The 19,961-nt window shown below is 73.1% G+C and carries 23 protein-coding genes; 7 read left to right on the forward strand and 16 right to left on the reverse strand.

Going from position 1 to position 19,961, the window contains the following annotated elements; genetic code table 11:
* Window positions 1-5: 5 nt before the first annotated feature.
* Entirely contained in the window at window positions 6-1,175 is a 1,170-nt protein-coding gene (gene argE / locus MOX02_RS17130; RefSeq protein WP_147027010.1) for an acetylornithine deacetylase, read from the reverse strand.
* 48 nt (window positions 1,176-1,223) lie between these two features.
* The gene (gene apaG, locus MOX02_RS17135; protein WP_109895218.1) at window positions 1,224-1,616 is read right to left on the reverse strand and encodes a Co2+/Mg2+ efflux facilitator ApaG/CorD; all 393 of its coding nucleotides are present in this window, start codon (window positions 1,614-1,616) and stop codon (window positions 1,224-1,226) included.
* 77 nt (window positions 1,617-1,693) lie between these two features.
* Between apaG and MOX02_RS17140 the strand changes: the two genes are divergently transcribed.
* The gene (locus MOX02_RS17140) at window positions 1,694-2,236 is read left to right on the forward strand and encodes a hypothetical protein (RefSeq protein WP_238179355.1); all 543 of its coding nucleotides are present in this window, start codon (window positions 1,694-1,696) and stop codon (window positions 2,234-2,236) included.
* A 57-nt stretch (window positions 2,237-2,293) separates the two neighbouring features.
* Window positions 2,294-3,409, forward strand: a complete 1,116-nt coding sequence (locus MOX02_RS17145) for a 2'-deoxycytidine 5'-triphosphate deaminase (RefSeq protein WP_238179353.1) — start codon at window positions 2,294-2,296, stop codon at window positions 3,407-3,409.
* A gap of 21 nt (window positions 3,410-3,430) precedes the next feature.
* On the opposite strand, the gene MOX02_RS17150 is transcribed toward MOX02_RS17145, so the two are convergent.
* Window positions 3,431-3,679, reverse strand: coding sequence for a hypothetical protein (locus tag MOX02_RS17150; RefSeq protein ID WP_147027012.1), 249 nt, complete (start codon window positions 3,677-3,679; stop codon window positions 3,431-3,433).
* Window positions 3,680-3,926: 247 nt separating this feature from the next.
* Here MOX02_RS17150 and MOX02_RS32980 point away from each other — a divergent pair, with 247 nt between their 5' ends.
* Window positions 3,927-4,445: an inorganic phosphate transporter gene (locus MOX02_RS32980; RefSeq protein ID WP_147027013.1), complete on the forward strand. Its 519-nt coding sequence runs from the start codon at window positions 3,927-3,929 to the stop codon at window positions 4,443-4,445.
* Between the two features lie 29 nt (window positions 4,446-4,474).
* Window positions 4,475-5,497 (forward strand): CorA family divalent cation transporter, encoded by a 1,023-nt coding sequence (locus tag MOX02_RS17160; protein WP_238179351.1) that lies wholly within the window; start codon window positions 4,475-4,477, stop codon window positions 5,495-5,497.
* A 49-nt stretch (window positions 5,498-5,546) separates the two neighbouring features.
* Here MOX02_RS17160 and ppk2 read toward each other — a convergent pair whose 3' ends face one another.
* Window positions 5,547-6,473 carry a polyphosphate kinase 2 gene (ppk2, locus tag MOX02_RS17165; protein ID WP_147027014.1) on the reverse strand — a complete coding sequence of 309 codons (927 nt, stop codon included), beginning with the start codon at window positions 6,471-6,473 and terminating at the stop codon, window positions 5,547-5,549.
* A 99-nt stretch (window positions 6,474-6,572) separates the two neighbouring features.
* Complete coding sequence (locus MOX02_RS17170) at window positions 6,573-7,049, reverse strand: CYTH domain-containing protein (protein ID WP_147027015.1); 477 nt, start codon at window positions 7,047-7,049, stop codon at window positions 6,573-6,575.
* Between the two features lie 175 nt (window positions 7,050-7,224).
* Here MOX02_RS17170 and MOX02_RS17175 point away from each other — a divergent pair, with 175 nt between their 5' ends.
* Entirely contained in the window at window positions 7,225-7,698 is a 474-nt protein-coding gene (locus tag MOX02_RS17175) for an NUDIX hydrolase (RefSeq protein WP_147027016.1), read from the forward strand.
* A gap of 115 nt (window positions 7,699-7,813) precedes the next feature.
* Here the strand turns inward: MOX02_RS17175 and MOX02_RS17180 are convergent, their stop codons facing one another.
* Entirely contained in the window at window positions 7,814-8,113 is a 300-nt protein-coding gene (locus tag MOX02_RS17180) for a hypothetical protein (protein ID WP_238179349.1), read from the reverse strand.
* Window positions 8,114-8,416: 303 nt separating this feature from the next.
* Between MOX02_RS17180 and MOX02_RS31315 the strand changes: the two genes are divergently transcribed.
* Window positions 8,417-8,587 carry a hypothetical protein gene (locus MOX02_RS31315; RefSeq protein ID WP_170267905.1) on the forward strand — a complete coding sequence of 57 codons (171 nt, stop codon included), beginning with the start codon at window positions 8,417-8,419 and terminating at the stop codon, window positions 8,585-8,587.
* Between the two features lie 160 nt (window positions 8,588-8,747).
* On the opposite strand, the gene MOX02_RS31320 is transcribed toward MOX02_RS31315, so the two are convergent.
* From MOX02_RS31320 to MOX02_RS17210, 7 genes are all read right to left on the reverse strand, one after another.
* Window positions 8,748-8,885, reverse strand: coding sequence for a hypothetical protein (locus tag MOX02_RS31320; protein ID WP_170267906.1), 138 nt, complete (start codon window positions 8,883-8,885; stop codon window positions 8,748-8,750).
* A gap of 91 nt (window positions 8,886-8,976) precedes the next feature.
* Entirely contained in the window at window positions 8,977-9,756 is a 780-nt protein-coding gene (locus MOX02_RS17185) for a L,D-transpeptidase (protein ID WP_238179347.1), read from the reverse strand.
* Window positions 9,757-9,937: 181 nt separating this feature from the next.
* Window positions 9,938-11,533: a PepSY-associated TM helix domain-containing protein gene (locus tag MOX02_RS17190; RefSeq protein WP_147027017.1), complete on the reverse strand. Its 1,596-nt coding sequence runs from the start codon at window positions 11,531-11,533 to the stop codon at window positions 9,938-9,940.
* 11 nt (window positions 11,534-11,544) lie between these two features.
* Entirely contained in the window at window positions 11,545-13,884 is a 2,340-nt protein-coding gene (locus MOX02_RS17195) for a TonB-dependent siderophore receptor (protein WP_147027018.1), read from the reverse strand.
* Window positions 13,885-14,240: 356 nt separating this feature from the next.
* A complete protein-coding gene (locus MOX02_RS17200) occupies window positions 14,241-14,444 on the reverse strand; it encodes a hypothetical protein (protein ID WP_147027019.1) in 204 nt (67 codons plus the stop codon).
* 270 nt (window positions 14,445-14,714) lie between these two features.
* Complete coding sequence (locus MOX02_RS17205) at window positions 14,715-15,482, reverse strand: alpha/beta fold hydrolase (protein ID WP_147027020.1); 768 nt, start codon at window positions 15,480-15,482, stop codon at window positions 14,715-14,717.
* Window positions 15,483-15,655: 173 nt separating this feature from the next.
* Window positions 15,656-16,318, reverse strand: a complete 663-nt coding sequence (locus MOX02_RS17210) for an SDR family oxidoreductase (RefSeq protein WP_147027021.1) — start codon at window positions 16,316-16,318, stop codon at window positions 15,656-15,658.
* A 92-nt stretch (window positions 16,319-16,410) separates the two neighbouring features.
* On the opposite strand from MOX02_RS17210, the gene MOX02_RS17215 reads away from it, so the two are divergent.
* Window positions 16,411-17,334 carry a LysR family transcriptional regulator gene (locus MOX02_RS17215; RefSeq protein WP_373866761.1) on the forward strand — a complete coding sequence of 308 codons (924 nt, stop codon included), beginning with the start codon at window positions 16,411-16,413 and terminating at the stop codon, window positions 17,332-17,334.
* Window positions 17,335-17,347: 13 nt separating this feature from the next.
* Here MOX02_RS17215 and MOX02_RS17220 read toward each other — a convergent pair whose 3' ends face one another.
* The 3 genes from MOX02_RS17220 to gnd form a co-directional block, all read right to left on the reverse strand.
* A complete protein-coding gene (locus MOX02_RS17220; RefSeq protein ID WP_147027023.1) occupies window positions 17,348-17,854 on the reverse strand; it encodes a hypothetical protein in 507 nt (168 codons plus the stop codon).
* A gap of 194 nt (window positions 17,855-18,048) precedes the next feature.
* Window positions 18,049-18,783: a 6-phosphogluconolactonase gene (gene pgl, locus MOX02_RS17225; protein WP_147027024.1), complete on the reverse strand. Its 735-nt coding sequence runs from the start codon at window positions 18,781-18,783 to the stop codon at window positions 18,049-18,051.
* A gap of 36 nt (window positions 18,784-18,819) precedes the next feature.
* A complete protein-coding gene (gene gnd / locus MOX02_RS17230; RefSeq protein WP_147027025.1) occupies window positions 18,820-19,794 on the reverse strand; it encodes a phosphogluconate dehydrogenase (NAD(+)-dependent, decarboxylating) in 975 nt (324 codons plus the stop codon).
* Window positions 19,795-19,961 lie beyond the last annotated feature (167 nt).

Below are 19,961 nucleotides of genomic sequence, written 5' to 3' on the forward strand. Positions count from 1 at the left end.
TCCGCTCACGCCGCGCAGGCCCGCGCGAGGCGGCGCATGAAGTCCTCGCCCGCGGCGAGCGCCGCGAGCGTGACGTACTCGTCGGGCTGGTGCGCCTGGTCGATCGAGCCCGGTCCGCACACCACGGTCGGGATGCCGGCGACCTGGAAGCGGCCGGCCTCGGTGGCGTAGGGCACCGTGATGGTGCGGTTGCGCCCGGCGACCCGCAGGGCGAGCCGCTCGGCCTCGGAGCCGGGATCGGGCGCGAGCCCCGGCACCGCGACTTCCTCCAGCGTCTCGATCGAGCCGTAGGCGCCGTAGCGGTTGAGCCGCTCGCGGGTCACCGCCTCGACCTTGGCGGCGAACAGGTCGGGGATCTCCTCCATGTCGAGGCCGGGCAGGCCGCGGAACTCCCAGTGGAAGGTGCAGACCTTGGGCAGGATGTTGCGGGCGGTGCCGCCCTGGATCGTGCCGACATGCACGGTGGTGGCGGGCGGGTCGAAGCGCCCGGTCGGGTCGCCGCGGGCGACCATGAGGTCGGCGATGCGGTTCAGCTCGGACACGAGGTCGGCCGCCGCCATCACGGCGTTGGCGCCGAGCATGGGCTTGGCCGAGTGCGCCTCGTGCCCGTGCACCGTGGTCAGGTAGGTGACGATGCTCTTGTGGGCGTCGGCGACCTCGAGGTCGGTCGGCTCGCCGACGATGACGGCGCCGGGCCGCGGCAGGTCGGCGCCGAAGCGGGCGATCGTGTCGGCGACGCCGAGGCAGGTGGTCTCCTCGTCGTAGGAGAACAGGAGGTGGACCGGCCGCGTCAGGCCGGCCGCGAGGAAGTCCGGCACGGCCGCAAGGGCGAGCGCGCAGAAGCCCTTCATGTCGACGGCGCCGCGGCCGTAGGCGCGGCCCTCCGCGACCCGCAGGGTGAAGGGGTCGGCGGTCCAGGCCTGGCCGGTCACCGGCACCACGTCGGTGTGGCCGGAGAGCACGACGCCCCCGTCCCGCACCGGGCCGAGCGTGGCGAAGAGCGCCGCCTTGTCGCCGGCGGCACTCGGCACGCGCAGGCTCGCGACGCCCCATCCGTCGAGGTAGTCGGCGATCCAGTCGATCAGCGCGAGGTTCGGCTTGGAGCTCTCGGTGTCGAAGGCGACGAGGCGCTCCAGGATCGCGAGCGGCGTCCGGCGCTCAGGGTAACCCGGCATCGCGTGACATCCTTCTCCGGCGCGGGCCGCGGCAGGGCCGCGCCGGCGTCAGTGCAGGCTGCGGCGGACGTGCGGGCTGTCGAGGGAGAAGGCGGGGATCTCGGCCTCGAAGCTCTCGCCGGCCACCGTCGCCATGGTGTAGCTGCCGGCCATCAGCCCGTCCGGCGTGGTGAGCGGGCAGCCGCTGGTGTAGCTGAAGGACTCGCCGGGCTCCAGCACCGGCTGCTTGCCGACGACGCCGGCGCCGCGGACCTCCTGGCAGGCGCCGTGCCCGTCGATGATGCGCCAGTGGCGCGAGCGGAGCTGCACCTGCTCCGAGCCGTTGTTCACGATCTCGACCGTGTAGGCGAAGAAGTACCGGCTCTCCCCCGGCGAGGATTCCTCCTCGACGAAGCGGGGCATGACGGTCACGCTGATTCCGCGCGTCTCGGCCTTGTACATGGTCCGGACCTGTCTCCCTGGCCGAGCGGCGCGCCGGGCTCTGCGTCACCCGCGACAGTCTCGGAGCGCCGTGGTACGTGGCGGCGAAAACGCCGTCAATCGCGGCGGAGTACGTCGCCCGGGGCGCGTCGGTTTCAAGGGATTCGAGCCGGGTGGTCGAGGAGACCCTGCAGCGTCGCGCCACGGGAGACGACGCGTCCGGGCGCCGGTCCGGCCTTCTCGCGGGGGCGGCCCGCCTCGGCCTCGTGGGCCTCGCCCTGGCGCTCGCCCTCGCGTCGCCGCAGGCGAACGGCTGGGCGGCGGCGGCGCTCCTCGCGAGCCTGCTGCTCGACGCCGCCGGCCGGGCCGCGGGCGCCTTCGCCGGGCGCCGCCGCGGCATCGCGGCGCGGCTGCCCGACACCTCCCTCGGCCTGCCCTCCCTCGTGCTCGGCCTCGGCTCCGGGCTCGGACTTGCCTGCGGCACCGCGATCCTCGCGCTGGCGGTCCTCGCCCGGCCGGACGCCTTCCCCGTGCTCGGCAGCGTCCTGGCGGGCCTCGTCGCGATCGGCGCCTGCGCCCGGCTGGCGCTCGCGCGGATCGTCCTGCGGATCCCCGAGGATCAGGATTTAACCCGCCCTTAGGCTCCCGCGCGGGACAACGGGGGCGGCATGCTTTTCGTGGAACGGGACAGGCGCGCGGTGACGAAGAACACGACGCGGGAGCCCGCCGGCGAGCCGAGCCGCGACGGCATCCTCTCGGCGCGCGGCATCGCGGCGCTGACGGAGGCCGGCGGCATCCGCCCGGCGAACCCCTACGCCCCCGACCAAATCCAGCCCGCGAGCCTTGACCTGCGCCTCGGCGCCCGCGCCTACCGGGTGCGCACGAGCTTCCTGCCGGGCAGCCGCCGCAGCGTCTCGGACTGCGTGCGGGACTTCTCGTTCCACGCGATCGACCTGAGCGCGGGCGCCGTGCTGGAGACGGGCTGCGTCTACATCGCGGAATTGCAGGAGACGCTGAGCCTGCCGCCCGACCTCTCGGCGGGGGCGAACCCGAAGAGCTCCACCGGGCGCATCGACGTCTTCACCCGCGTCATCACCGACCACGCCACGGCCTTCGACCAGGTCGAGGCCGGCTACGCCGGCCCCCTCTACGCCGAGATCTCGCCGCGCACCTTCCCGGTCCTCGTGCGTACGGGCTCGCGCCTGTCGCAGATCCGCTTCCGCCGGGGCGAGGTGCGCCTGCGCGAGGCCGAGCTCGCGGCGCTGCACGCCCGCACGCCCCTCGTCAGCGCCGCCGCACCCTCCTTCCAGGGGGGCGTGGCCGTCTCGGTCGACCTCGCGGGGTTCGACGGGCTGATCGGCTACCGGGCGAAGCGCCACACCGGCCTCGTCGACGTCGACGCGCCGGGCCGCCACCGCACCGCCGATTTCTGGGAGCCGCTGCCGGCCGACGCCTCGGGCATGCTGATCCTCGATCCCGGCCAGTTCTACATCCTGGCCTCGAAGGAAAGCGTGGTGGTGCCCCCCGACCACGCCGCCGAGATGGTGCCCTTCGACCCCCTCGTCGGCGAGTTCCGGGTCCATTACGCGGGCTTCTTCGATCCGGGCTTCGGGTACGCGGAGGCCGGCGGGGCGGGCGCCCGCGCGGTGCTCGAGGTGCGCTCCCGGGACGTGCCCTTCCTCCTCGAGGACGGCCAGATCGTCGGCCGCCTCGTCTACGAGCGCATGGCCGAGGTACCGGCGACCCTCTACGGCGCGGGTGCCGGCTCGAACTACCAGGCGCAGGGGCTGAAGCTCTCCAAGCACTTCGCCTGAGGACGGCGCGGGCCGCCGGACCTAGGGGCGGCGGGCCGGGGCGGGCGCGGTGAGCCGGTCGATCGCCTCGATGACCGCCTGCCGGTGGCCGCGCATGCGCTGCAGGTCGTCCTCCAGGCTCCGCAGCATGTCGGTGGCAGTCGACGTCCTCTGGCCGAGGGCGCTGACCCGCGCCACGAGGAGCTTCTGGGCCGCGACGCGCGCCTCGCCCTCGGCGATGTGCCGCTCCGTGAGAGCCAGTTGTTCACGCTCTTGCTGAAGGTCGGCCATGGTATGATCCACACCTTTGCCAGCTCGATGATCGGATCAGAACGCTCTCGCTGGTTCGCGAACACCGGCAAGTTGATTGGCGAAGTCTTCCTGCGTCAAGCGCCCCCTTGCGGCCCGGCGCGGGAAGCGCCCCCGCCGTCGCGCGGCCGCGCTCCGGGAGCCTCCCGCCGCGTCATGAAACCGTCGTTCGACTCTGCACAGGGTCGCTGCGTGCGGATGCGCCCTCTCATCCGCCGGAGCGTAGCCGATGTCGAGTTCGCCCGCCCACGGCCTGACGACGCCGGGACTGACGCAGCCGCGGATGGCCGGGCCGCGCGGCCGGCCCAACCTCGACGGCGGGCACCCGATCCTCGCCCTCGTCCTGTTCATGGGCGTGGTCGCCGCGGCGCTCCTCTGCGCCGGCTGCAGCATCTGCGCCGACGTCGAGGCGACCGGCGCCCGGGTGACGACCTGCCTGCCCTGCGTCCTGCCGTTCGTGGCGCTGATCATCGCGCTGGGCCGCGCGTTCGTGAACGGCTTCCACGACACCGCGAACGCGGTCGCGATCGTGATCGACACGCACCCGCTGCGCGCGAACGTCGCCGTGGCCCGGTCCGGCTTCCTCGACGTCCCGGGCGTGCTCCTGGCCTCGGGCGTGGCCGGCACGAAGGCGGCCAACCGCACCGGCCTGCAGCTCTCGACGCTGCGCAACCTCGCCATGGCCCGGGTGCTGACGCTGCCCGCCGCCATGGTGCCGTCGGGCGTCCTCTTCTCCCGCCTGTTCTGAGCCTGATCCCGGTGTCGGAGGCGGCGGCCATGGGGCGCCTTCTGAGCGAGGAGCCCGCCCTGCCGGGCCTCCTCTGGGCGATGCGCTTCGACGAGGCGGGCTGCGGCCACCTCCTCGCGCACGGCGAGCCCGTGCCGACCCTCGGCACCTTCGGCGAGGGTTTCCTCTGGCTGCACTTCAACCTGAACGACACGCGCGTCGCCGAACTCGCCGCCGAGGGCCGCCTCGGGCCCGCCCGCCTCGTCGAGGCCGTCTTCGCGAGCGATCCGCACCAGCGCATCGCCGTGGAGGCGCACCACATCGGCGGCGTCGTGGCCGACCTCGTGCGCGAGCGCGACGCGGGCGTGCGCACGGAGCCCGGCGGGCGCCTGCACTTCGTGCTCGGCGCGAACCACCTCGTGAGCGGGCGCCGCCACCCGGTGATGGGGCCCGAGCTCGCCCGGAGCGACGCCGCGGACGGCCGCAGCATCGCCGCGCCCGCCGGCATCCTGGAGATCCTCGTCGGCCACGTCGTCACCGCCATGGCGGCGGCCGGCGGCCGGCTCGGGGACGAGCTCGACGGGATCGAGGACCACATCCTCGACGAGCGGGCCCGCGGCGAGCGCCGGCGGCTCGGGCCGATCCGGCGCGAGGCGGTCCGGCTGCACCGGCAGCTCCTCGGCCTGCGCGCCGTGTTCCACCGCCTCGAGGAGGCGGGCGACGAGGTGGAGCTGCCCGCAGCCACCCTGGCCACCGCCGCCCGGATCGCGCAGCGCCTCGACGCCCTCGACCGGGACATGGTGGTGCTCGCCGAGCGCAGCCGCCTGCTGCAGGAGGAGCTGGCCTCCCAGCTCGCCCAGCAATCGACCCGTCAGCTCTACACGCTGTCGATCCTGACCGCCCTGTTCCTGCCGCCGACCCTCGTCACCGGCCTGTTCGGCATGAACACCAAGGGGCTGCCGCTCGCCGAGTTCGAGAACGGCTCGACGCTGGCGATCGGGCTCGCGGTCCTGTCGGCGGCGGCGGCCTTCGTCCTGATCCGCACCCTCGGCATCCGCCCGCCGCGGGACTGAGACGGGCGCGGCTCCGCGCCGGGACCGCGCCCCGGACAAGGGCTGGACCTCAGTAGATCGCGGGCACGTGCATCTCGGGCGGGATCGGGGCGCGCTCGTAATCGGCGTGGCGGACGCGGTCCGGCAGGTGGACGGCCGGGCGCGGCACCTCGGCGTAGGGGATCTGCGTGAGGAAGTGGCCGATGCAGTTGAGGCGGGCCCGCTTCTTGTCGTCGGCCGCCACGACCCACCAGGGCGCCTCCGGGATGTGGGTGCGCGCCAGCATGTCCTCCTTGGCGCGGGTGTAGTCCTCCCAGCGCCTGCGGGATTCCACGTCCATCGGCGAGAGCTTCCACTGCTTGAGCGGATCGTCGATCCGCATCCGGAAGCGGAAGGCCTGCTCGGCGTCGGTGATCGAGAACCAGTACTTCACCAGCACGATGCCGGAGCGCACCAGCATGCGCTCGAACGCGGGCACCGAGCGGAAGAACTCCTCGACGTCCGCCTCCGTGCAGAAGCCCATCACCCGCTCGACGCCCGCCCGGTTGTACCAGGAGCGGTCGAACAGCACGATCTCGCCGCCCGCCGGCAGGTGGGAGACGTAGCGCTGGAAGTACCACTGCGTGCGCTCGCGCTCGCTCGGGGCGGGCAGGGCGGCCACGCGGCAGACGCGCGGGTTGAGCCGCTGCGTGATCCGCTTGATGACGCCGCCCTTGCCGGCCGAGTGGCGTCCCTCGAACACGACGACGACCCGCAGCTTCTGGGTCTGCACCCAGTCCTGCAGGCGCACCAGCTCGTGCTGCAGGCGCAGGAGCTCGCGGAAGTAGAGGCGGCGGTCGAGGTCCGCGCCGTCGCGGTCCGAGGCGGCGGCCGGGTCGAGATGGTCGAGCCGCTCGTCCTCGAGCTCCATCTCCAGCTCCTCGTCGAGGCTGTCGAGGAGCTCGCGGCGGACGGCGTCGACCGAGGCCGCGTTCGTCGGATCGTGATCGTCCATCATCGCTCGAGTCCCGGAGATCGTCGACGCGTTGAAGCAGAGATCTGTGACGCCCCGACGAAGCCGCCGGGCTTCCGATCCGCCCGGCCCGACGGGCGGCGCTCAGGCCGCCAGCAGGATCGGCGAGCCGGCCCGCAGCGCGAGGCGCGAGTTGCGGTAGCGCTCGTCTGTGGTGACCTCGGGCCCCGCCCAGGGCGGCAGGATCACGGCCGCGTCCTCGTGGGTGAGCTCGATCTCGGCCAGGATCAGGCCGGAGAGGTCGCCCCCGAACACGTCCACCTCCCAGACCGCGCCCGCATGCTCGACACGGTAGCGGGTCTTCGCCAGGCAGCGGTCGGGCCGCAGGGCCGCGAACATCGCCGCGCCGGTCTCGGGCGAGACCTCGTGCTCGATCTCCTCGCGGCGGGCGCCGCAGCGCGGGCCCTTCCAGGCGAAGAAGGTCCGGTCGCCCGCCCGGCGCACGCGCACGGTGTTCTCCGCGTCCGTGTAGAGGTAGCCCTGGACGATGCTCAGCCCGAACCGGCAATGCTCCAGCACGGCGTGGGTGGCGAGGAACTTGCGCTCGATTTCGACGGCCATGCAGGAGCCAGACGCTGTTGCGGGACGGGTTCGGTGCGCCACGGGCGACCTCGACGCAAGAGCACGCGGATACGGCCCACAGCCGCGGCGAGCGCGCCGATCCCGGCCAAGTGATTGCGCATCCTCGCAACCAAGATCAATGCACCGTCTTTGGTTGCATGGCAGAGCTGCCGAAATGGCGGGCGCGATCGAGGAGGCGGACCTGAAGAGGAAGAGGCGGAGCCCTCGTGTCCAGGTGGCGGCCCTGCCGTTCCGGCTCGGCGCGGAAGGGCAGCCGGAGTTCCTCCTGGTGACGTCGCGGGAGACGAAGCGCTGGATCATCCCCAAGGGCTGGCCCATGCCGGACCGGAAGGATCATCGCGCCGCCGAGCGCGAGGCGTACGAGGAGGCCGGGCTGAAGGGCCGGGTCGGCAAGAAGGCGCTCGGCCAGTACCGGTACGAGAAGCGGATGGGCGACGGCAGCACGGTGGCCTGCGCGGTCAAGGTGTTCCCGCTGCGGGTGGAGGACGAGCGCAGGCGCTGGCCCGAGCGCAAGCAGCGCCGCCGGCGCTGGTACGCGCCGGAGGACGCGGCCGCCCTGGTGGCCGAGAGCGACCTGCAGGAACTCCTGCTGGCCTTCGGGGCGCGCACCGCCAAGGAGAGCGTCTGAGGGAGATCGGAATGTCCGGAGGAGACCGGAGTGGAGAGGACTACCTGGCCCTCCTCGCACGCCCGGCCGCTCACCCGGCCCCGTGGCCGGGCGCTCCACCGCCCCGAGGGGCCCGTCAGTGCGCCGCCGTCCCGCCCTCCGGCGCACGCTTGCCCTTCTTCCCGCGCAGCTTGGCGGGCCTGACGTCCCGCTCCTCGTCGACGGCGCGCTCGCCGATGGCGAAGCTGTGGAGGCTCTGCGTCTCCTCCGGGCTCGTGCCGTGGCTCTCGATCAGGGCGTAGAAGGCGGCGCGCACGACCTCCTTCTTGGTCGCCTCCGGATGCTGCTGCCGGACGGCGGCGAGCAGGTCCTTCGGCTTCATGCCTGAGGTCGCCAGCTTGCGCAGGGTTCCGGCAAGCGCCTCGATCGATGCCATGTCATGTCTCCCTCGACAGGAAGGCCCCGCATTCACCGGCTCCGGTCGCGGCTCAACTTGTAACACGACATTCGCGTGACAGTGCGGGTCGGTGACTTGTGACCCGAACAACACGGAAAGGCATGGGCCGATCGCGTAAGAGGGCGCCAGTTCCTTCCTGAGACCCGGAACCACCTCGCACCCGCCCGGCCACCCGATCGCCGCGGCGGGTGTCTTCTTTCGTGCGGGACACGGAATCGGCAACCGCGAGAACAATTTCCAGTTGTTCCCTTGCAGGCTCGCCGTCGCGGGCCAGGAGGGAACATGAAGAAGCTCGCCATACTCACCACGCTCGCGCTGGTCTTCGCCGGCCCGGTCCTCGCGCAGGGCCGCCCGCCCCAGAGCTCGTCGGGCTCCAGCGGCAACGCCGAGAGCAACAACCAGCCTCGGTCCAACACCTCGGGCGGCGGCGGGGGCGGCAGCAGCGGTCAGTGACCCTGGCCGCCGCGGCCAGCCGAGCCGCGCGGACCGCACCGACGCGCCACCATCCCGGGATCGCGCCAGCGGCCCCCGGGATGCATTCCATCGCCGCCGAGACCGGGCCCGCCGGCCCGACGCGCCCCAGGTTGCACTCCAGGTCGCGCCTTCCCGCCGATCAGCTCTTCTTGCCGCCCTTCCTGCCGAGCTCCGCCTGGGCGGAGGAGGACTTGCGCGGGTTCGCCTTGCCCTCGCGGCTCGCCTCGGCGTTGGCCTTCCTCGCCGTCGCGCTGCCGTGACCCTTCTTCTCCGTCATGCTCGCCTCCGTCCGGACGAACGGCAATGCCCGTCCGGGCGAGGCGTTCCGCAGCCCGCGCAGCGGCCTGTGGAGGAGGCGCCCGGCGCGGTTACAGCCGGTCCGCCGCGCGGCGGGGGGCACCGGCCTGCGCCAGCGCGGGGGCGGACGGCTCGACGTTGTCCGAGGCGTCGAGCACGACGACCTGCGTGTCGACCGGCACACGGCCGTAGAGGTCGATGATGTCCTGGTTGAACATCCGGATGCAGCCGGACGAGACGTTGGTCCCGATCGTGCCGGGCTCGGTCGTCCCGTGGATGCGGTAGAGGGTGTCGCGGCCGCCGTCGAAGAGGTAGAGGGCGCGCGGCCCGAGCGGGTTGCCGGGGCCGCCCGCCATGCCGTTGCGCCAGAGGCCGTTCCGCTCGGGCTCGCGGGCGATCATGTCGGGCGTCGGCGTCCAGCGCGGCCACTCGGCCTTGCGCCCGACCCGCGCCCGCCCGCTCCAGGCCAGGCCCGCCTTGCCGACCCCGACGCCGTAGCGCAGGGCGCGGCCGTTCTCGCGCACGAGGTAGAGGAACTTGTTGCCCGGATCGACCACGAGCGTGCCCGGCGGGTCGTTGCGCGGGTAGGCGACCTCCTGCCGGAAGTAGCGCGGATCGACGCCCGCCACGTCGGTGGCCGGCAGGGAGAAGCGCTCGTCGGGCTGCGCCCCGTACATGGCCGTGAAGGCGGCGTTCGGGGCCGGCCGGACCGCGCGCGCCTCCGGCTCGACCGCCACGCAGCCGCCCGCGAGGAGCGCCGCTAGGACCGTCACGAGGATCGGCCCGGCCAGGGCCCGCGCAGCCGACCGGCCGCGGGTGCAGGGGAGGAGCGTCGAACGCGGGAAGAACATGACCTGTGGTCTCTGCGGCGCCGGGCAGGCATCGCAGGCCGCGCGCCGGCACTCGGTGAGACTGCGCACATGGCGAAGCTCGACATGGCGAAGCTCGACATGGCGAAGCTCGGCCCGCCGGCGCGGCCGAGAGGTCCCGCCCCGGCCGGCGGTCAGCCGCGGGCGCGGGGCGGGGACGCCCTCACTCGCCGGGTTCGGGAAGGGCGGCGCGCTCCCGCTCCGGCCGGCGCGGCCGGGCGCCGGCGCGCGCGTCCCGACGGGCGGACGGGTCGTGTGCGGCGGCCTTGCGGGCGGCGGCCAGGAGGAGCGCGGCGAGGCCGAGCAGGACGCTGTCGAAGACGAGGTAGAAGGTCTCGACGGGGGCGCCCCCCGCGAGCCGGTCCCCCGCGATCCGCAGGACGTCCGCCGCGCAGACGGCGGCGTACAGGAGGGCGCTCACGGTCAGCATCGCGGGCCAGGCGCGTCGCTGCGGGCGCAGGGGGGCGGCGAGCGCGACGGCGAGCCAGACGCCGAAGAACGCCCACACCTCCCAGGCCGCCCGCCCGGGGAGCGCCGCCGGCAGGAGGCGGTTGGCGAGGAAGTAGGCCGCCACCGCCGCCGGCAGGCCGGCCACCGTCCCGATGTTGAGGGCCTGGACGAGCCGCAGGCCGAGCCCGGCGCGCGCGCCGGGCTTCGGCAGGCGCGCCACCGCCCAGAGCAGGAGCCCGGTCGCCACCATGGCGCAGCCGGCCAGCCCGCACAGGAAAAACAGCAGCCGCAAGGCCGCGTCGGCGAAGTGCGCCTCGTGCAGGCCGACCATGGTCGTGAAGGTCTTCGAGGCGGGCTGCAGCCCGCCGGCGCGAACCTCCAGGACCGCGCCGCTGGTGCCGTCGAAGGCGATCTGCGGATGCTCGTGCGAGAGGCCGTGCGGCTCCTCGAACACCGCCACGACGGTGGCGTTCGCGTCGCGCGGGTTGACGATGGAGAGGCGCTCCAGGGGCTCGGGGACGCGGGCCATCGCCTCCAGCACCATCGGCCCGACCGGGGCCAGGGTGCCCGGCCGCCCCGCGGGCTGGCGCGGCGCCGTGATCTGACCGCTCTCGGCGTAGAAGCGCTGCGCGTCGCCCCGGTAGGCCGTGTTCACGCCCCAGGGCATGTACATCAGCATCAGCGTGACGATGCCGGTGTAGGTGATCATCAGGTGGAACGGCAGCGCCAGCACGCCCGTGACGTTGTGCGCGTCGAGCCAGCCGCGCTGGTGGGACTTGTCCCGCCGGAAGGTGAAGAAGTCCGCGAAGATGCGCCGGTGCGTGACGATGCCGGAGATCAGCGCCACCAGCATGATCATCGCGCAGATGCCGACGATCCAGCGCCCCCACAGGGGCGGCATGTTGAGCTCGAAGTGGAAGCGGTAGAGGAAGTCGCCGCCCCGCGTGTCGCGCACGGCGGCCGGCGCGCCGGTCTCCGGGTCGAGGACGGCGCGCTCGGGCGGCCGTCCCGGCCCCTTCCGCCAGAACAGGTCGAGGACCGGCTTCTCGGTGCTCGGCAGCCCGATGAACCACGTCCGCGCGTCGGCCGCGTGGGCCTGCAGGTGCGCGACGCCGCGCTCGGCCGCCGCCGCCATCGCCTCGGGCGTGAACTGCGCGTCGCGGCGCAGCTCGGGCTGCATCCAGTGCGTGATCTCGGGGCGGTAGTAGCTCGCCGTGCCCGTGACGAAGACGGCGAACAGCACCCAGCCGACCACGAGGCCGGACCACGTGTGCAGCCACGCCATCGACTGGCGGAAGCCGGTGCGCATCGGCGGCGGCCCTACCAGCGGTACCGCAGGGTCGCGTAGACCGTGCGCGGCAGCCCGAGATAGCAGCCCGAATAGGCGAAGCAGCCCGTGACGTAGCGCTCGTCGAGGAGGTTCTGGGCGTTGATCTGCATGGTGAAGCCTTGCAGCGTCGCGTCGAGGTGCTTCAGGTCGTAGGACACGACCGCGTCGACGAGGACGCTCTCGGGCACCTTGAAGGTGTTGGCCGGGTCGCCCCAGGACGGTCCCAGATAGCGCACGCCGCCGCCGAGGCCCAGCCCGATCAGCGGACCTTCCGTGAAGCGGTAGTCGACGAACAGCGAGGCGGTGGAATCCGGCACCTGCACCGGGCGCCGGCCCTGGAGCGGGACGGGCCGGCCGGTCAGGTCGTTCGGGGTGGTGCCGAGATCGCGGACGTTGCGGATGTCGAGGAAGGAGACGCCGCCCACGAGGGTGAGGCCCTCGGCGAGGTTCGCCCGCGCCTCGAACTCGACGCCCTGCACGCCGACCTCGCCGGTCTGCACCACGAAGCCTTGATTGACCGGGTCGGTGTTCGTCGCATTCGACCGCCGGATGTCGAAGAAGGCCGTGGTGAGCAGGATATCGGTGCCGGGCGGCTGGTACTTGATGCCGGCCTCGTACTGGTTGCTGGTGATCGGGTCCGGGATGCGCCCGGCCGTGCCGAAGGCGGTGTCGAAGATGCGCCCGGCGACGATCGGCTCGAAGGCCTCGCTGTAGGAGACGTACGGCGCGACGCCGCTGTCGAACAGGTAGAGCAGGCTCGCGCGGCCCGTGAAGGCGTCGGCCGGCACGTCCTGGTTGGCGACCGCGCCCGTGGCGATGGTGCGGGTCGGCCCGCTCTGGCGGGCGATGTCGTAGCGCCCGCCGAGCGTCAGCACGAGGCGGTCGAACTTGACCTGGTCCTGGAAGTACACGCCGGTCTGCTCGGCGGTGATCCGCGCATCCGCCGTGAAGGGCGGGAACGGGATGTTCATGGCGTAGTTGGGGGCCAGCGCATTCAGGGCGGGAGCGTCCGGGAACGGGCCCGACAGCGTCCGGGTGCGGAAGGTCCGGTGGTCGACGCCGAGGAGCGCCGTGTGCGCGAAGATGCCCGTGTCGAAATTGGCGACGAAGTTGTTGTCGATGGTGAAGGCGTCGATCTCGACGTTGGTGCCGCCGCGCGAGCGGGCGATCAGCGGGCCCGAGGTGAAGGGCCCGTTGGCGTTGTTGAAGGCGGTGAAGACGCTGCGGTAATCGCCCTCCGAGTAGAGGTAGCGGCCGGCCGAGTGGAAGCGCAGGTGCTCGTTGATGCGGTGGTCGAACAGGTAGCTGATCGAGCCCTGCGTCCGGTCCGAGCGCTCGAAATTGCGGTCGCCATCGTAGAAGTCCGCCGGCAGGCGCCCGATCACGCCGTTGCCGAAGTTGCGGGGGAACACCGTGCCGACGGCCGGGAAGCCGCCGTAGAAGCCCGAGAACGGGTCGCGCTGGTAGTTGCCGATGATCGTGAGCTGGGTGTCGGCGGAGGGCCGCCAGGTCAGGCTCGGGTTGATGAAGGCGCGCTCGACGCGTGTCGTCTCGGCGGGGCCGTCGCCGTTCCAGCCCAGCCCGATGATCCGGTAGGCGAACTGGTCGGCGAGCGGGCCGGCCCCGGACGCGATCGGCCCGCCGACGTCGAAGCCGCCGCGCACCTCGTTGAAGCCGCCGCCCTGGACGAAGATCTCACCGTGTTGGACGAAGCGCGGCACCTTCGAGACGAGGTTCACGATGCCGCCCGGACCCGATTGCCCGTAGAGGACCGAGGCCGGCCCCTTGATGATGTCGACGCGCTCGAGCCGGAACGGATCGACCGTCGGGAAGGCGTCGCGGCTGCCCGGCAGGGCGAGGCCGTCGAGGAAGAGCGGGGCGGAGAAGCCGCGGATGAAGAACTGCTCCAGCCGGGTCGAGCCGGCGCCGCCGCGCTGCTCCGTCGTGACGCCCGGCGTGTAGCGCAGGGCCTGGTTGATGGTCAGCGCGTTCTGGTCCTCGATCTGCTGGCGGCCGATCACCGAGATCGACTGCGCCGTCTCCAGGACCGGCGTGTCGGTCTTCGTGGCCACGGTCGAGCGGCTGGCGACGTAGCCGGGCACCGGGCCCGAGGCCCCGCCCGGACCGTACAGGCCGGCGCCGAGGCTCCGGCCGGCCCCCTCGCCGGTGACGTTGAGTTCGGACAGCTCGATCGCCGTGGCGGCGTCCTGGGCCGCGGCCGCGCCGACGAGCGAGAAGCTGCAGGTTGTGGAAAGAAGCAGAATAGTCAGGGAGCACCGCAAGGACTGACGGACGCTGCCATGCGCGCTATTCTGCCGAAACCGGGTCATCACATCATCCTCAACGCAGATGCATCGCACAATATTTCCGCCCTGGGATAGCAAGCCTCGCGATGTGGGATCGTTGATAGCAAGTGCATTCCGTATTCCAAGACGTATCTTGTAGAACTCCTCTAAACTATTCTGGAATGGATCCAGACTGGATGATCCTTTGACCCGACGCGTGTGGCGCCCGGAGCCGGGCGACGCTCGCGAGGGCAGCCTGTTAGGCCGCTCGCCACCCGCACCGCGACAGCCGGGCGCGCACCGGCGCCGCCTCCCGCGCGCGGAGCAGGACCGTTCATTTCAACTGAAACGTGTGTCCTGCCCGCCACAGGCGGAACCCGTGACGACGCCGGGCCGGTGGATCAGGCCTGATCGGGGCGCCGGCGCGCCGGACTCCGCGTCGTCTCGGCGAGCAGATCCTCGTCGAGCGCCGCGCAATGGGCATCGAGGATCAGGCGGGCCGCATCCTTCAGGGCGGCCGCCTGGGCCTGCAGCCTGCGGCTCGTGGCAATCGCGCGGTCGGCTCGGGCCAGAAGATCGACGGTGGGCGGGCGGTCATCGACCATGGCGATGCTCCACGTCTCAGACGGGAGCACGCACGGTCTCTCAGTCTCTGACGCCCGAAATCTCGGCCAGCGATGCGGTCACTCTACGCCTTCGTGCGATCCGGCGCATCCCCGGGACGCGGGTTTGCCGGCCCGTGGCTCGGAACGGAGGTGTGCGGCGTTCCCACATTCACGCGACGTTTCGGCGCCCCTCGGCCGCGGATCGTTCGAGATGGCGCACAGGGGGTGCGGGCGCGGGAGCTCTGATCAGCCTGCGGCCTCCGGCCCCGGTCAGGCGGCCCCGCGGGCCGCCTCGAGGATCAGCCCCGCGACCTCCTGCGGGTGCGAGATCAGCGAGAGGTGGCTCGCCGGCAGCTCGATCGTCCGGGCGTTCATGCGCTTGGCCATGAAGCGCTGGAGGTCGGGGTCGATGGTGCGGTCCTCGGAGGAGACCGCGTAGAAGCTCGGCTTCGCCCGCCATGCCGCCTGGGTGGTCCGGCCCGCGAGCAGCGCCTTCCGGAAGGGCTCCTGGACGGCGAAGAGCACCTTTGCCCGCGCCTGGGGCAGGTCGCCGGCGAAGTCGCGCAGGAAGGCCGCCTCGGTCAGGCGCCCCTCGTCGCCGTCGAAGACGATGCCGGCCGAGGCCGGGGGCGGCGGGAAGGTCTTGGCGAGCGCCGCGTAGTCCTCGCCGGCGTCCGGCGCGCGGGCCGCCACGTAGACGAGGGCCGACACGTTCGGGTCGGTCCCGGCCTCGGACACGATCATGCCGGCGAAGGAATGGCCCACCAGCACGGTCGGCCCCTCCTGCCGGGCGAGGACCCGCCGGGTCGCGGCGACGGATTCCTCGAGGGTCGTCAGCGGGTTCTGGACGGCGGTGGCGTTCAGCCCCGCCGCCTGCAGCCGCGCGATCACCTCCGACCAGCACGAGCCGTCGGCGAAGAGCCCGTGCACCAGCACGACGTTGCGCGCGGGCTGGCCTTGGGCTCGCGCCGCGCGGGGGAGCAGGGCGGCGGCCGCGCCCGCGAGCATGAGACCGCTGAAGCTGCGACGATCGAGCATGGTCACGCCTCGTCTCGACACGTGGACATCGATCCGGGGCGCGGAGCAGATCTGCCCCGATACAGTCATCCGGACGGGCGATGACTATATCGGCGGCGGATGCCCGTACATCATACTCAGGTATGCGGGGTCCGGGCGGCTCTCGGCGCGAAGCTCGGCCGCCCGCGGCGCCGCTACGCTCCGCTCGGGGTGTAGGTGGATTCCACCGTCCAGGCGCCGCGCGGCTCATCGTGCAGCGACCAGAACGCGTCGGCGACGGCCTCCGCGTCCTTCGAGCCCGCGGAGACGAAGCCCGCGACGGTCACGGTGGCGACGTGCACGCCGCTCTCGGCGAGGCTCGCGAACAGGCCCTGCGCCAGGGCGCGGATGCCGGCCTTGCCGATGCTGAGCGAGAGGTAGTCCGGGTGGGGCTGCAGCGCGAAGCCGCCGCCCGTCAGCAGGATCGTCCCCGACCCCCGCGCGCGCATCCCCGGCGCGGCGGCCTGCGCCGCCGCGAGCGCGCCGCCCACGTTGACGGCGAGATCGTCGTTGAAGGTCTCGCGGGGCTGGTCGGCGAGCGCGGCCTGCCGCATCGAGGCGGCGTTGTAGTGCAGCACGTCGATGCCGCCGAACGCGCGCGCCACATCCTCCACCAGGGCCGCGACGCTCGCCGGGTCGGACGTGTCGACGCCCCGCGCCTCGGCCTCGAACCCCTTCGCCCGGAGCGCTTCGGCGAGATCCCGGGTCCTGTCGGCGTTCCGGGCGCTCACGACGACCCGGAAGCCTTCCCGGGCGAAGCGTTCAGCGGTCGCCAGGCCCATGCCCGGGCCCGAGCCGATGCTGAGAAACGTCTTCATGGCCTCATCTCCTCGACGTTGCGGTGAGCGTGAGGTAAGCCCTGCAGGTGAGCGGGTTAATCGGGCCGATCCGCAAATCACTCGTGCGATCGATGCAGGAATTGCTGGAACCGGGCGGGTTCGAGACGCTGGCGGCCTTCGTCGCGGTGGCGGAGGCCGGGAGCTTCACCGCGGCCGCGCGGCGGCTCGGGCGGGACGCCTCCGTCCTCTCCCGCCGGGTGAGCCAGCTGGAGCAGCGGCTCGGCGTGCGGCTGCTCTCGCGCACCACCCGGCGCGTCGCCCTGACGGAGGTCGGCGCGACCTATCTCGGCCGGGTGCAGGCGCTTCTCGACGAGTTGGCGAGCGCCAGCCGCGAGGCGAGCGACCGGGCGGCCAGCCCGCAGGGCCTCGTGCGGGTCTCGCTGCCGGTCTCCTTCGGCCGGCTCTGGATCGCGCCCCTCCTGGCCCCGTTCCTGGCGCGACACCCGCAGATCCGCGTCGAGGCCCGCCTCACCGACCGCTTCGTGGACGTGGTGGCCGAGGGGATCGACGTGGCGATCCGGGTGGCGGCCGGCGTGCAGCGCGACAGCTCGCTGACGACCCGCAGGATCGCCGCCTACCGGAACCGCCTCGTGGCCGCGCCGAGCTATCTCGCCGCCCGCGGCACGCCCCGGACGCCCGCCGACCTGATGGCGCATGCCTGCCTCGGCTTCACCGGCCACGCCGCCTGGCCCGACTGGCCGCTGATGAAGGGCGGCGCGCGCGAGACGGTGCGGCCCGCCTGCAGCCTCGTCGCCGACCACTCGGAGGTGCTGCTGCTCGCGGCGATCGACGGGGCGGGCATCACTTTCACGGCCGACTGGCTGGCCGGGCCGGCCCTGCGCGCCGGCAGCCTCGTCGAGGTCCTGCCGGGCTGGGGCGGCCGGGAGGAGGGCGGGGTCTACGCGATCCTGCCGCCCGGCCGGCTGGTGCCGGCCAAGACGCGCCTGTTCGTCGACGAGGTGGCGCAAGCGATCCGGGCCGGCTGGACGCACTGAGGCGCCCGCACCGCTAGGGAGCGGCCCGGGCGGCGCTCGCGGGCGGACGACGCGGCGGGAGCGGGAACGCTCTCGGCGGGGGTGCGGGCGCCGCGGCGGCGGGCTCGAGGTCGATCTCGGCGGCCGCCTCTTCCAGAACGGGCAGTTCGAGACGGCTCCCGGCCCGGGCCGGCGCCTCGGAGGCCGGGGCGGGGGTCGCAGACGTGCCGAGGGCGGCGGCCTCGACGCGGGCATTCCCGGGCCGCACCGGCTCCGCGGCGACGCTCGCGGCAGCCTCCGCGGGGAGCGGCGCCCGGGCGGCGGGGCCGCGGGTGAAGACGAGGGGCAGGCTGAAGGCCGCCAGCACCGCGACGGCGACGAGGCCCCCGAGCAGGGCGCCCGCGGCCGCGGACGAGCCCCCCCGCCGCCGCACGACCCGCAGGGGGCCCGGCGCGAAGCGGCCCCGGCGCCACGGGCTGGCACGGCGCGCCGCGTTCCTGACCGATCGGGCGAGGTTCATGCCCGCCACAGCGCGCCCCATGCGGCGACCCCCGGATACCGGGCGAGACGCCCGAACCATCACGGAGCCCGGCGATCTGCGGCGGAATTATGACGCCGCCGAAACTGCGCCCGGTTCACACAAGCTACGGCTGCACAACCGTTTTCCGCCGCGCCGCCGGTTGCGGTTCCGGCCACCTCCGACGGGGCGCCCGGGCCTCTCGGCCGGGAGCGGCCTCAGGCCTCCGCGGCCGCAGCGTCGACCAGCCAGACGACCTGCCCGGCGCTCGTCACGTGCGCGGCCGGCAGGTCCTCGCCGGCGGCGAGTCGGCGCAGCGGGTCGCGCTTGCCCGCGCCCGTGACCAGGAAGAGCACCCAGCGGGACGAAGCCAGGGCCGGGTAGGTGAGGGTGATGCGGGGCACGAACGGCGTCATCCCGGCCTCCGGCACCGGAGCGGCCCAGGCATCCGCCTCGGCCAGGGCGGGTTTCCCCGGAAACAGGGAGGCGGTGTGCCCGTCCTCGCCGAGGCCGAGCAGCACGAGGTCGAACAGGGGGCGGGCCGGGTCGAGCCGGCCGGTGCCGTAGAAGTCCTCCAGCGTCCGCGCGTAGGCGCGCGCGCCCGCCTCGGCCCCGAGGTCGGAGGGGATGAAGTGCAGGTGCGTCGCCGGGATCGGCCCCCCGTGGCCGAACGCCTCGCGGGCCATGCGGACGTTGCTCAGCGGATCGTCCCAGGGCACCACCCGGTCGTCCCCGAAGAACCAGTGGATGCACGACCACGGCACCCGGTCGACGTAGTCGGGTCCCGCGAGCAGCGCGTAGAGCCGCTTCGGGGTCGAGCCGCCCGACAGGCAGACCGCGACCCGGTCGCCCGGCGCGTCGGCGCAGACCGCGACGAGATGATCGGCGGCGGCGCGCGCCACCGCCTCCGCGTCGGGCAGGACCTGGGCGCCGGAGGGCAGCGGGATCGTCATGGCGGATCTCCTGTCGGTTGCGGCCCGCGCGGGGGGTCACTGCGGCTCGACATGCCCCCCGAAGCCCTTGCGCATGGCCGAGAGCAGCTTGTCGGCGAAGCTCGCGTGCTCGCGCGAGCGGAAGCGGGCGTAGAGGGCGGCCGACAGGACGTTGGCGGGCACGGATTCCTCGATCGCGGCGTTGAGGGTCCAGCGGCCCTCGCCGGAATCCGCGACGAAGCCCGAGAAGTCGTCGAGCTGCTCGTCGCCGGCCAGCGCCTGCGCGGTCAGGTCGAGGAGCCAGGACGAGACCACGCTGCCGCGGCGCCAGACCTCGGCGATGTCGCCGATGTTGAGGTCGAAGCGCTGGCCCTCGGGCAGGTCCTTGGAATTGGCGTGCTTCAGGATGTCGAAGCCCTCGGCGTAGGCCTGCATCAGGCCGTACTCGATGCCGTTGTGGACCATCTTCACGAAGTGGCCCGCCCCGCTCGGGCCCGCATGGATGTAGCCCCGCTCGGCGCGGGGGTCGCGGCTGTCGCGGCCCGGGGTGCGGGGCACGTCGCCGAGGCCCGGCGCCAGGGTGGCGAAGATCGGGTCGAGGCGGTCGACGGCGGCCGTGTCGCCGCCGATCATCATGCAGTAGCCGCGCTCGAGCCCCCAGACGCCGCCGGACGTGCCGACGTCGACATAGTGGATCTGCCGCTCGCGCAGCTCCGCGGCCCGGCGCAGGTCGTCCTTGTAGAAGGAGTTGCCGCCGTCGATGATCACGTCGTCGGCCTGCATCAGGCCGCCGAGGCGCTGCACCGTCGCCTCCGTGATCTCGCCTGCCGGCAGCATCACCCAGGCGGCGCGCGGCACCGCAAGCTTGCCGACGAGATCCTCCAGGCTGTCGGCGCCCGTCGCCCCCGCCTCGACGAGGGCGGCCACGGCCTGCGGGTTCTGGTCGTACACCACGGCCGTGTGGCCGGCGCCCAAGAGCCGCCGCACGATGTTGCCGCCCATCCGGCCGAGGCCGATCATCCCGAGTTGCATGCTCGCTCTCCGGTTTCTCCGCCCGCGTCCGGGGCGGAGTTCAGGACACTCGCCGCCGCGGGATCGACCACGACGCGACACGGTCGGGCACGACGCGCCCCCTCTCCCGTTCGGGAGAGGGTGGGGGTGAGGGGTGCGACCTTTCCGGATCACGCGCATCCCTCACC

It is taken from the genome of Methylobacterium oxalidis (assembly GCF_007992195.1).
GTDB lineage: Bacteria > Pseudomonadota > Alphaproteobacteria > Rhizobiales > Beijerinckiaceae > Methylobacterium > Methylobacterium oxalidis.